The 13,163-nt window shown below is 47.8% G+C and carries 7 protein-coding genes; 3 read left to right on the top strand and 4 right to left on the bottom strand.

From position 1 onward, the window contains the following. Window positions 1-220: 220 nt before the first annotated feature. Window positions 221-2,812, bottom strand: a complete 2,592-nt coding sequence (gene adhE, locus KNO90_RS14550; protein WP_012726208.1) for a bifunctional acetaldehyde-CoA/alcohol dehydrogenase — start codon at window positions 2,810-2,812, stop codon at window positions 221-223. A gap of 389 nt (window positions 2,813-3,201) precedes the next feature. Here adhE and KNO90_RS14545 point away from each other — a divergent pair, with 389 nt between their 5' ends. The 3 genes from KNO90_RS14545 to KNO90_RS14535 all read left to right on the top strand — a co-directional run bounded on the left by KNO90_RS14545 (window position 3,202) and on the right by KNO90_RS14535 (window position 5,904). After that, window positions 3,202-3,648, top strand: coding sequence for a MarR family winged helix-turn-helix transcriptional regulator (locus KNO90_RS14545; RefSeq protein WP_214740481.1), 447 nt, complete (start codon window positions 3,202-3,204; stop codon window positions 3,646-3,648). 80 nt (window positions 3,649-3,728) lie between these two features. Then, the gene (locus KNO90_RS14540; RefSeq protein WP_214740479.1) at window positions 3,729-4,442 is read left to right on the top strand and encodes a YebC/PmpR family DNA-binding transcriptional regulator; all 714 of its coding nucleotides are present in this window, start codon (window positions 3,729-3,731) and stop codon (window positions 4,440-4,442) included. A gap of 142 nt (window positions 4,443-4,584) precedes the next feature. Next, a complete protein-coding gene (locus tag KNO90_RS14535; RefSeq protein WP_214740477.1) occupies window positions 4,585-5,904 on the top strand; it encodes a Na+/H+ antiporter family protein in 1,320 nt (439 codons plus the stop codon). Window positions 5,905-6,041: 137 nt separating this feature from the next. Here the strand turns inward: KNO90_RS14535 and KNO90_RS14530 are convergent, their stop codons facing one another. From KNO90_RS14530 to KNO90_RS14520, 3 genes are all read right to left on the bottom strand, one after another. After that, a complete protein-coding gene (locus tag KNO90_RS14530) occupies window positions 6,042-7,493 on the bottom strand; it encodes a glutamate synthase subunit beta (RefSeq protein WP_215113900.1) in 1,452 nt (483 codons plus the stop codon). Then, window positions 7,490-11,929, bottom strand: a complete 4,440-nt coding sequence (gltB, locus tag KNO90_RS14525) for a glutamate synthase large subunit (protein ID WP_215113899.1) — start codon at window positions 11,927-11,929, stop codon at window positions 7,490-7,492. The genes KNO90_RS14530 and gltB overlap by 4 nt, the downstream gene beginning before the upstream one ends. A 253-nt stretch (window positions 11,930-12,182) precedes the next feature. Then, window positions 12,183-12,935 carry a tryptophan-rich sensory protein gene (locus tag KNO90_RS14520; protein WP_215113898.1) on the bottom strand — a complete coding sequence of 251 codons (753 nt, stop codon included), beginning with the start codon at window positions 12,933-12,935 and terminating at the stop codon, window positions 12,183-12,185. Window positions 12,936-13,163: the final 228 nt, after the last annotated feature.

Raw genomic sequence — 13,163 nt, 5'->3', positions numbered from 1 at the left:
CGACCGCCAGATGACGACCGTTTGCGTTGCTCGCCCGACGGCGCCCCGACCCCTGCAGGAAAGCAATCCGACGGAGACCCAGCAGCGACCTAGGTCGCGATGCGGCTCCGGGATTGCCTGCGGAAAGCGTGGGCGCCGGACAGGCGAGCGTTATGATTCATGTTAGTCAACAAGCTGAAGCCCGTTCGAGTTGAACGGGCTTACTTGTACATGTTGATCCTTATACGCCTTCGTATGCTGCGTACATGATTTCTTTCAACTCTTCAACGAGCGGCATTTTCGGGTTGGCCGTCGTACATTGGTCTTCGAATGCGTCGACCGCCATCTTGTCGATCTTCGCATCGAGTTCTGCTTTCTTGATGCCTTGCGCCTTGAACGAAAGTTTGATATTCAAGCGTTGACCGAGCTCGATGATCGCTTGCACGAGTGACTCGACACCTTCAGCTGTCGTGCTTGCTGGAAGACCGAGGTAACGTGCGATTTCTGCGTAACGCTCGTCAGCGATGAATGACTCATATTTCGGGAATGCCGCAAGTTTCGATGGACGTGTCGCGTTGTAACGAATGACGTGTGGCATGAGAATCGCGTTCGTACGACCGTGTGGCACGTGGAACTCTCCACCGATTTTGTGAGCGATCGAGTGGTTGATACCGAGGAACGCGTTCGCAAACGCCATACCCGCCATCGTTGAAGCATTGTGTACTTTCTGACGAGCTTCCGCGTCGCTACCGTTTTCATACGCTTTTGGTAGGTAGTCGAAAATCATCTTGATGGCGCGGAGGCAAAGCCCGTCTGTGTAATCATTCGCCATGACGGAAACGTATGCTTCGATCGCGTGTGTCATGACGTCCATCCCTGTATCAGCCGTGATTGAAGCTGGGACGGTCATGACGAACTCAGGGTCGACGATGGCAACGTCTGGAGTGATCGCGTAGTCAGCAATCGGATATTTCACGTTCCGTTTTTTGTCAGTGATGACTGTGAACGGTGTCACTTCAGAACCTGTACCAGACGTTGTCGGGATGGCGATAAACATTGATTTGTTACCGAGTGTCGGGAACTTGTACGTCCGTTTGCGAATATCCATGAATTTTTGACGAAGGTTTGAGAACTTCTCTTCTGGACGTTCGTAGAAGAGCCACATTCCTTTCGCGGCATCCATCGGTGAACCACCACCAAGTGCGATGATCATGTCTGGTTGGAAGTGACGCATTGCTTCGGCACCGTTCATGACCGTTTCAACCGATGGGTCAGGTTCGACTTGGTCGAAGATGCGGTACTCAACACCTGCTGGCAAGTTTTTGATGACTTTATCAGCAAATCCGAGTTTGACCATCATTTCATCTGTGACGATCATCGCCCGTTTTTTCGTTGTGAGCGATTGAAGGTATTGAACTGAGTTTTTCTCGAAGTAGATTTTTTCAGGTACTTTGAACCATTGCATATTCACGCGACGTCTCGCCACCTTTTTCACGTTGAGTAGATGTTTCGCCGTCACGTTTTCTGAGACGGAGTTTTTACCGTAAGACCCACAACCGAGCGTGAGGGATGGTGTCATTTCGTTGTAAAGGTCACCGATTCCACCGTGCGCTGAAGGTGAGTTGACGATGATGCGGCAAGCCTTCATACGGAGACCGAATTCAAGGATGGCATCGTCATCTGTTGAGTGGATGACCGCTGTATGACCGAGTCCACCGATTTCAAGCATTTTTTCAGCAATCGCGAATCCTTCTTCACGTGATTGAACTTTATATGCACCAAGAACTGGGCTTAATTTTTCGTGAGAGAGAAGCTCAGTTGCGCCAACTGTTTCAAGCTCTGCAATCAAGATTTTCGTATCCGCTGGAACTTTGAGACCTGCTTGTTCAGCGATCCATGCTGCCGGCTTCCCAACAATTTCAGGGTTGACCGCACATGTATCCGTACGGATGACGAGCGTTTCAAGCTTCGCTTTCTCTTCAGGTGAGCAGAAGTAGCAACCGAGTGCCGTCATCTCTGCTTTCACTTCTTCATATACTTCTTGGTCGACGATGATTGCTTGTTCAGACGCACAGATCATCCCGTTGTCGAACGTTTTTGAAAGGATGACGTCTGAGATGGCACGTTTCACTTTCGCAGTCTTATCGATGTAGGCCGGTACGTTACCAGGTCCGACGCCAAGTGCTGGTTTACCAGTCGAGTAAGCCGATTTGACCATCGCTGCCCCACCAGTCGCAAGGACCATCGCCACACCAGGGTGGTTCATGAGCGCTTTCGTTGCATCAAGTGATGGAACTTCAACCCATTGAATCAAGTTTTCAGGAGCACCTGCCGCTACCGCTGCGTCACGGAGGACACGAGCTGCTTCACTTGAACATTGTTGCGCTGATGGATGGAACGCGAAGATGATTGGGTTACGTGTCTTGATGGCGATGATCGCTTTAAACATCGTTGTTGATGTCGGGTTAGTGACCGGTGTGACCCCAGCGACGACACCGACTGGTTCTGCGATATACGTGATTCCGTTTTGAACATCATCTTCAAGGACGCCAACTGTTTTTTCTCCACGAAGTGAGTTGTAGATATATTCTGTCGCGAAGATGTTTTTGATCATCTTGTCTTCAAAGACACCGCGACCTGTTTCTGTATGCGCTAATTTCGCGAGTGCGACGTGTTGCTCGAGTCCTGCAAGTGCCATCGCCTGTACGATATGATCGATTTTCTCTTGGTCGAACGTCATCAACGTATCAAGTGCCTTGTGCGCACTCGCTACGAGCGTATCCACCATTTGTTCTGCCGTAGTTTCCACTTTTGCTTTCTCTTTGACTGCCATGTTAGGTTCCTCCTCATAATTGAGAGCTTTTAATGAACATATTGACTTGATGGAAGACACAATGTGATGACTGCTTTCAAGAGATTGTGCTTTCCTTCACATTCATAGAATACAATGTTTTTCAGGATTTGTGGGTGACAACAATGTGAACTCTTTCACAATATTTTTTTGTCATTTGTTGATAGCTCTTGATTTTTTAGAGTCCCCTCAGTAAAATCGAATACGTTTTCATGAAAATGTGTGTTACTCTTTATGTAAACGCTTACATAACTTGTGTCGATTCAACAGCATATAAGATGTATCATTCATCACATCAACCCGTTTTTAGGTTCAACTGGACCTAACTCGTGTATAATAAAGTTAGAACCTAACTAGGAAGTGAATCTATTATGCCGAAACAAGATGCAGCGGACCAGTTTGTCAAACTGATTCCATTAATTCGTCGTAAATTGTTACGACGATCTGATTTTCCTCAAATCCCGAACTTAAACTTCTCTCATTTCCATCTCTTGATGTTGATTGAAGACGAGGGGGCTGTCACAAACGGACGGATAAGCGAGACACTCTCCATCGCACCGCCTAATGTCACCCCTCTTATCACAAAGTTATTAAATGAAGGATATATCACCCGTGTCCCAGACGAACGCGATCGCCGTGTCATTTGGAACCAGTTGACGGAAAAAGGTGAGCATATTTTGCTCGAACGAAGAGACTCGTTCCGGAAACTTTTTGAAGAACGACTCGCCTTTTTAAATGAGGACGAAACCGATCGACTTTTCGAGAGTTTGAAGACTTTAACAGAAATCGTGGAAAAGATGGATAAAGGCGAAGAGTAAAACTTTTCTCGTCAATTCAGGCAACTTCTTATATAATCTGTAATGAATCTACGTACAAATGGAAAGAGAGATGACATGTAATGGGTCGTAAATGGAACAACATTAAAGAGAAGAAGGCATCAAAAGATGCGAATACGAGTCGCGTCTATGCGAAGTTCGGTCGTGAAATCTATGTGGCCGCCCGCCAAGGGGAACCTGATCCTGAGTTGAACCAGTCATTAAAATTCGTGGTGGAGCGTGCGAAGACGTATAACGTGCCTCGTGCGATTATCGACCGCGCCATTGATAAAGCTAAAGGTGGCGACGAAGAAAATTTTGATGAGCTTCGATACGAGGGCTTCGGTCCAAACGGCGCGATGGTTATCGTCGATACGTTGACGAATAACGTCAACCGTACGGCTTCAGAAGTTCGTGCCGCTTTCGGTAAAAACGGAGGCAACATGGGAGTCAGCGGTTCGGTCGCGTATATGTTCGATGCAACAGCCGTCATCGGTGTCAATGATTTGTCGGCAGATGATGTCCTTGAGCTCATGATGGAGCATGACCTTGATGTCCGTGACGTCATCGAGGAAGACGAGACGGTCATTGTGTACGCTGAGCCAGAAGCATTCCATGCTGTACAGACCGCTTTTAAAGCTTCAGGAGTAGAAGAGTTTGCCGTGGCAGAATTGACGATGCTTCCTCAAAACGAAGTATCACTTGATGATGCATCAAAAGAACAATTTGAAAAATTAATTGATGTTCTTGAAGATTTAGAAGATGTGCGCCAAGTCTATCATAACGTTGATATGTAACAGACGAGCGATAACTTTAACGAGTTATCGCTTTTTTTCATATTGATTTGACAAGACACACATCATATGTTAAATTTCAAAAAGTCTTTATCATATTAAAGTGATACCAAGAGAAAGAAAACATGGAAGGTGTTGGATTGATATGAACGCAGTTTTACTTGCAGTCATCGTCTTATTCGCACTCGCCATCAGTCGAGTGCACATTGTTTTATCATTAATCTTAGCAGCGCTAGTCGGAGGGCTTGTTGGAGGACTTGGGTTCAACGATACGTTGACCGCCTTCAGTGACGGTCTAGGCGGTGGAGCGAGCATTGCGCTTAGTTACGCACTCCTCGGTGCATTCGCCGTCGGGTTATCAAAGACAGGGTTACCAGACGTCCTAGCAGAAAAATTGATTGCCATGTCAGGTCGTGACGTGTCAGGAAAACGAGTGAGCTATGTTAAAGCGTTCTTATTGTCGCTTCTCTTATTATTGTCAATCAGCTCACAAAACGTGCTCCCGATTCACATCGCCTTTATTCCGATCGTGATTCCACCGTTACTCGTATTGTTTAATGAATTGAAATTAGATCGGCGTCTCGTTGCAACGATTTTGACGTTCGGTCTTGTGACTCCTTATATGCTCTTACCTGTCGGGTTCGGCGGGATTTACTTGAACGAAATTTTAATCGCAAACGTCGAAGCGAACGGTTTATCTGTCGGTGATGTGAACATCGTCTCAATCATGGGCATCCCCGCATTAGGGATGGTCGTCGGTTTGATTGCTGCGTTCATTCATTACCGAAAACCTCGTTCATACGAAACAATCGCGCTCGGACCAACTGATTATGAAGTTCGTCAAATGAGTGGTTTCAAGATGATCATGACACTTGTCGTTGTACTGATTGTCCTTATCGTCCAATTGCAGACGGAGTCGATGATTGCATCGGCAGTGACAGGGCTAATCTTACTCTCAATTTTCCGCCTCATCCCTTGGTCAGAGGCAGATGACATCTTCACAAGCGGGATGCGTATGATGGCATTCATCGGTTTCGTCATGATTGCTGCAAGTGGTTTCGCCGCTGTCATCCGCGAGACAGGTGCGATTGAACCGCTCGTCAATGGCGCAAGCGATTTGATGGGTGATTCTAAAATGGTCGCGGCTCTTGTCATGTTGCTTGTCGGCCTTGTCATCACGCTCGGAATCGGTTCAAGCTTCTCGACCGTTCCAATCATTGCAGCGATTTTCGTCCCGCTCTGTGTACAATACGGGTTCTCCGTCGAGGCGACGATTGCCATCATCGGGACTGCAGGAGCACTTGGGGACGCAGGAAGCCCAGCGAGTGACTCGACACTCGGACCTACGAGTGGATTGAACGCTGACGGTCAACACGATCACCTACGTGAAACGGTTTGGCCAACGTTCTTACACTACAACATTCCACTCATCATCTTCGGCGTCATTGCCGCGATGGTACTTTAATCATTTTTTCCGTCGTGAATAAATGGTCCCTAATAAAATCAGGATGAGAATAAACCAGATTCCCGTATACATGAGAATTTCGGTGAACATAAAACTCCTCCTAACAAAAGATAAGGAGCGACGAATGTCGCTCCTTTTTATGATGAGGTTTTTAATTCGGTCTTGCAAGTATCGAGATACGCATCGACGACCTCTGCCACTTCTCGTCCTTCCCGAATCGCCCATACGATCAGGCTTTGTCCCCGCTTCGCATCTCCGGCGACAAAGACATTGTCCGCTGCCGTCTGGAAGTTTTTCGTCTTCTCGACACCGATTTTTCGCAATTCCTGTTCCGGTCGCTCAAATCCAATCGCGACGAGGACAAGGTCTGCCGGATAAATCTCAAGGGAATCCTCTTCTACAAAGAACGTCGCCTGTCCATCTGGATTGACCACTTTCGTCATCCGCTCCGTCTCGATTCCGGTGACACGTCCTTCTTTCGCGACGATTTGGTTGGAACGAATCAAATACGTTCTCGGGTCTTTCTCATAGACCTCGAGTGATTCAGCATACGCATAATCGTTCGTAAGTGTGTCAGGTTGAAGGGGCCAAGGTTTCTCTGGTGCACGAAACAATCCTTTGGATGGATGCTTTCCGAACTGGACGACGGATTTCGCTCCTTGACGAATTGCAGTCGCTACACAATCGGCCCCTGTATCCCCACCTCCGATGACGATAACATTTTTGTCTTTGGCATCGTACATGGACGGAAGCGATTCTCCTTTACGCTCACGCATAGAAGCCGTCAAATAATCCATTGCCATTTCGACACCTTCTGCATCATCCCCGTCGATCCCGAGCGTGCGCTGTTTCTGAGCCCCTGTCGCGAAGATGACCGCATCGAATTCGTTACGAAGTGAATCGACCGTAACGTCGGTACCGACCTCCATGTTCGTCCGGATGACAATTCCCTCTTGTTCGAGCAATCGAATGCGACGTCTTACGACATCCTTATCCAGTTTCATGTTCGGGATTCCGTACATGAGTAGCCCCCCTGGTTCATCCGACCTCTCGATGATTGTGACCGAATGCCCCAGTTGGTTCAATTGATCAGCGGCTGCCAAACCTGCAGGACCACTTCCGACGATGGCAATCGTCATCCCGGTTCTTCGATGGACCTGTCTTGGTTTCACCCACCCTTCTTCAAACGCCCGATCGATGATGGTTCGTTCAATCGATTTGATCGCAACCGGATCTTCACTAATTCCGAGTGTACAAGACCCCTCACACGGTGCCGGACAAACTCTCCCTGTGAACTCCGGAAAGTTATTCGTTTCCATCAATCGATGGTATGCGCCCATCCAATCCGCTTTCGTCACGAGCTTGTTCCATTCAGGGATGTAGTTGTGAATCGGACATCCAATCGTTTCTTGACCGATCAAATCACCGACGTGACAAAACGGTGTACCACAGTCCATACAACGCGCGGCTTGCTGTTTGACCGATTCGTCATCCAATCGCGTCGCGTATTCCTCATAATCTCTCACCCGCTCATCGACAAGACGTTCCGGTAAGGTCGTTCGCGCGATATTCAAAAAGTTGTGTTTCATGCGGTACCTCCTTCAGTCACGACACGGAACAATTCGAGTGCCCGATCCGCTTCGCTCAATTCTGGTCGATGTGTCTCGATTTGACGCATGACGTCCAATACGTTCGCATAATCTCTCGGAACTACTTTCACAAAGTGAGAGCGCGCTTGTTCAAACGACTCTAAAATGGTACGTGCTTTGACACTGTCTGTGTGGAATTGGTGCGCTTCGAGAAGTGCATAAATTTGTTCCATATCTTCATCGTTCAACTCTCCTACGACGGAGACGAGCTCCTCGTTGACGAGACGATCATACGCTTGCTCCCCGTATATATAAGCGATTCCACCTGACATACCTGCGGCGAAGTTCCGTCCGATTTCACCGAGAACGAGAACGGTTCCACCGGTCATATATTCACACCCGTGATCCCCGACTCCTTCGACGACCGCTGTCGCACCAGAGTTTCGAACGGCAAACCGCTCGCCGACATGCCCGTTAAAGAACGCTTGACCACTCGTCGCTCCGTACAAGCAGACGTTTCCGGCAATCATTTGTTTACTCTCATCAAATGGTGCATGCTTTTCAGCAATCAGCGCCAATTTACCGCCACTCAAACCTTTCCCAATATAATCGTTCGCATCTCCGATAACGGAAATGGTGATGCCCCTCGGTAAAAATGCTCCTAAGCTTTGACCAGCAGACCCGCTAAGGCGAAGCGAAATCGTATCATCCGGTAAACCTACCTGACCGTGAACTTTCGTCACTTCAAACCCTAATTGCGTTCCGACCGCTCGATCGGTATTTCGAACACGACCTACGAAGAACGTTGGTTGAGTAGAAGTAATGGAACGTGATACAGCCGGGATGAGCTTGCGATGGTCGTATGAGCGATATGCAGGATGTGCCAGTTCTTCTCGTTCCGGTAACGGGGTCGGCATCGTAAGCATTGGGGACAAATCTAAGCGTCCCGCTTTCGGATGACTCGTCTTCCATTCACTTTCTTCAAGAAGATCCGTTCGACCGACCACATCGTCGAGTGAGGTCATACCGAGTGATGCTAAAATTTCTCGTACTTCTTCCGCCAAGAATGTCATCAAGTTGACGACATGTTCTGGTTTCCCCATAAATTTCTGACGAAGTACCGGATCTTGCGTCGCCACACCGACGGGACACGTATCCAAATGACATGCGCGCATCATGATGCATCCGAGAACGACAAGTGGTGCTGTCGCAAACGCAAACTCTTCCGCCCCGAAGATGGCAGCTAGGACGATATCTCGCCCCGTCATGAGCTTCCCGTCCGTCTCGAGGGTTACTCTCCCCCGTAACCCGTTCAAAGCGAGCGTTTGATGCGTCTCCAAGAGTCCAAGTTCCCATGGAAGTCCTGTATGCTTGATTGATGTCTTTGGAGAAGCTCCTGTCCCACCATCGTACCCACTAATGACAATTGTATCGGCATTCGCTTTGGCGACACCTGCTGCAATCGTCCCAACTCCTGACTTTGAGACAAGTTTGACACTGATTTTCGCCTTCGGGTTCGCATGCTTCAAGTCAAAGATGAGCTGAGCCAAGTCCTCAATCGAGTAAATATCGTGATGTGGAGGCGGTGAGATCAGACCGACGCCAGGTACCGATCCCCGGACTTCAGCGACCCATGGGTACACCTTGTTTCCTGGGAGTTGACCACCCTCACCCGGTTTTGCGCCTTGCGCCATCTTGATTTGAATCTCATCGGCATGATATAGATATTCGGCCGTCACGCCGAAGCGTCCGCTAGCGACTTGCTTGATGCGGCTGATGCGTTCGTTTCCAAACTCATCTGGGACGAAGCGGGCCCGGTCTTCGCCCCCTTCCCCTGAGTTACTTTTCGCACCAATCTGGTTCATGGCGATGGCGAGGGTTTCATGCGCTTCTTTCGATAACGAACCGAATGACATCGCTCCCGTCTTAAATCGACGAACGATCGACGTGATTGGCTCCACATCTTCGAGCGGCACAGGACGCTGTGTTTTAAACGCAAACAATTGTCGGATGAACTGACCTGATGATTCATGTAGCTTCACATAAGCATCATAATATTTACGTTCATTCTCACGACAGGCGCGTTGTAACAAATGAATCGTCTTCGGGTTAAATGCATGCTCTTCCCCGTCTGCACGCCATTGGAAATCACTTCCCGCCTCGAGCGGACGATTCGTCGCATAGGCAGACGTATGGAGTGTTTTCGCTTCGTCTTCAAGCTCTTTAAATCCGATTCCAGACAGTTGAGATGTCGTTCCCCTGAAATGCGTCTCGATCAAATCACGGTCTAACCCAACGGCTTCAAAAATTTGAGCTCCGCGATAACTTTGAATCGTCGAGATGCCCATTTTCGACATAATTTTGACGATCCCTTCAACGACCGCTTTTTGATACGAGCGGATGGCCTCTTCAAGTGAATGCATAATTTGTTCACGTTCGACTAAATCTCGAATCGTCGCATAGGCAACGTAAGGATACACTGCATCTGCCCCATATCCAATCAAGGTCGCTGCCTGATGCACTTCTCGAACTTCACCACTCTCAGAAATAAGACTACAGTTTGATCGCAAGTTCTCTCGAATCAAGTGTTGATGAACCGCACTCAGAACGAGAAGAGACGGCATCGCAATCCGTTCATTACTGACGAGTCGGTCAGAAAGGACGATCACGTTCGCACCATTTCGTACAATCTGGCTGACATGTTGCAAAAGGGCTTCAAGCGACGCCTCTAAATCATTTGTAAACGTCGTATCGACTCGTTCGAGCTTGAGCTTCTCGTCAAGTTGCTTAAGGGTTGCCCCATCAATCATCGGATGATCTAACCACACACGTTTCGCATGACCGCGTCCGGTATGAACCGGATCCCCTTGCGGACCGATCCAAGTGAATGTCGCCGTGACAATCTTCTCTCGCAAGGCATCGATTGGCGGGTTCGTCACTTGCGCGAAATGCTGTTTGAAGTAATGGAAGAGTGACCGAGGACGAGTCGAGAGCACGGCGATTGGTTGATCATGCCCCATCGAGCCGATTGGATCTTTCTCGTCTTTGATTAATGGAACCATATACTGCTCAATATCCTCTTTTGTATACCCAAACGCGCGTTGCACACGCTGAAGCTCAAATAGTTCCTCTTCTATGACCCCACTATCCTTGAGGGTCATCATCTGCTTGAGCCATTTATGATAAGGCTCTGACTTTGCAATCGTCTCTTTGATCTCATGATCTGGAATCAATCGCTTTTCAATCAGGTCGATCAACAATAATTGTCCCGGTCTAAGACGTTGTTTTGATTTGACGTTCTCTGCATCAACCGGAATAACTCCTGTTTCAGAGGAAAGAATCAATTCCCCGTCCAACGTTTCGACATAACGCATCGGGCGCAAGCCGTTACGATCTAAAATCGCTCCGATTTGACGTCCATCTGTAAAGACGACCCCAGTCGGTCCATCCCATGGCTCCATGATGGATGAATGATATTGATAAAAGTCACGTTTGAACGACTCCATCTGCCCTTCGACGAACGGTTCAGGAATCAACATCATCGCCGTGTGTGCGATTGAGCGACCGGTTCGTGTGAAGAATTCAAAAGCGTTATCGAGCATGGACGAGTCACTCCCATCCTCTTGAAGGACAGGGAACAAGTGATGAACGTCTTCAAATAAATCTGTTGATGTAACGCCCTCTCGTGCTCGCATCGCATCAATATTTCCTCGAAGCGTGTTAATCTCCCCATTATGGACAATCATCCGGTTCGGGTGTGCCCGTTCCCAAGACGGGAACGTGTTCGTCGAGAAGCGAGAATGGACGATGCCGAACGTGCTCTTGTATTGAGGGGATTGCAAATCTAAATAAAATGCTGCGATTTGATTTGGTGTCAACATTCCTTTATACACGATCGTTCTCGTTGACAGGCTTGCGATATATAGGTGTAACGCATCGACTTTTTCTATTTTTCGACGAAGTTCATAGAAGACACGCTCATTCGCATCCTCGTCAAGGAATGGACATGAGATGAACCATTGATAGATGACCGGTTGCGTGACTCGCGCATGCTCTCCGATTTGCAATGGATCGACAGGTACTTCACGCCACTCAATCGTCGAACAGTCCAGTTCATCCGCCATACGTTCCATCATGGCCGTTTTTTCGTGGAGTTGATTCTCAGACGGCTGAAAAAAAACCATTCCGACAGCGTAACGACCAGGCGACGGAAGGTTCATTGTTTGTGTGAAGAGTTCATGTGGGATCTCAGTCATGATACCCGCCCCATCACCTGCATCGATGACACCTTGTCCTCCCCGGTGCTCTAAATTACATAACATCGAGAGTGATTTTTCGACGATCTCATGTTTTTTCAGCCCATGTAAATTGACGTAAAGTCCAATCCCACACGCATCTTTCTCAAATTTTGAGTCATATAGACCAACTCGACTCATATCATCGACCCCTTTCACTCACAGTTTCGTAATTAACATTTTGTTCTAAATATTCTGAAAAATCAAGTGAGTTGTATGTGTTTTTGCATAATAGGAATCGTGTCGAATCTTATTGAAAGCGTATACACTGCTGTTATCAATGGATTTATCGTTTTTAGTTATATTCAATAAAGAATAAATATCCATGAATATTATTTATTTATAGGTTCTTTTGAACACAAAAAAGGATATCCATAGGACATCCTTTTTTTGATTATTGTTCTACCGTTTTACGCGGGTGGTGTAAAAATGATTTAGGACGTTTCCATAAAATCAAACCAATATATCCTATGGCGAGTAAAGCCAGGGCACTGACGATCACGACATAAAGAGTCCCTTCTTCGATTCTCGCAAAGATTCCGATATACGCCCAGACAAATACGAGTGGATAGATAAAATCATGATGCCACCACATAAAGAGAAGGGCTACAATCACACCGACCATCAGCATAAGTGAGGTCCAAGCGAGTTCATCAAGACCTAATAATGATGTAATCTGTTCCGTCTTCATCACAACGAATGTGTTGACAATTGTTGCGACTGATACCCAGCCGATATAGATGGAGAACGGGAATCGATCGAGCCAGCTCGTAGATGTCCGAAAGGCGATATAATACAGCCAGCAAAGGGTAGCTAAGAATGACACCATGATGACAAGTGAGACGACGAACCATTCGTTCGTGAATGCCAATAGCCATAAACCATTCAGCACGCAAGAGATTAAGAATCCAGCTTTCATACGCTCGGCTTGACGATTCGCCGTCGTTCCTTTCCTTAACTGTAAGACCAGCCAAACGAGTAACGCGACATAGATGACACCCCAAATCGAGAAGGCGTACCCTGCCGGCTTAAAGTAGATATCGATGCGGTCCGAAACCGCGGCGTTGTCGCCGCTCGCGAAATAGTTGATGACGACGGTCGCTAAAAAAGCAACCCAGTTTACAATCGGCCATTTTGATAAGTCCATATGCACGATCTTCTAGACGAAGATCAGACACCTCCTTTTGTAACATAATATTCAATACCCGCATCCATGTGACTCTACACGTAGAAAGGGGCTCGCATAAGCGAGCCCCCAGACTGTAGACAAAGTATAGGTGTTATGTCCAATCCGGACACGGCTCGCTTTCCTAGGGGCAAGCAGGGAGCCGCATCGCGACTGCGTCACTGCTGGGTCTCCCTTTGCTTGCTATTC

The sequence above is a fragment of the Exiguobacterium sp. s63 genome, from assembly GCF_018617335.1.
In the GTDB taxonomy this organism is placed as follows: domain Bacteria; phylum Bacillota; class Bacilli; order Exiguobacteriales; family Exiguobacteriaceae; genus Exiguobacterium.
This window is presented reverse-complemented; position numbering and strand designations above follow the sequence as displayed.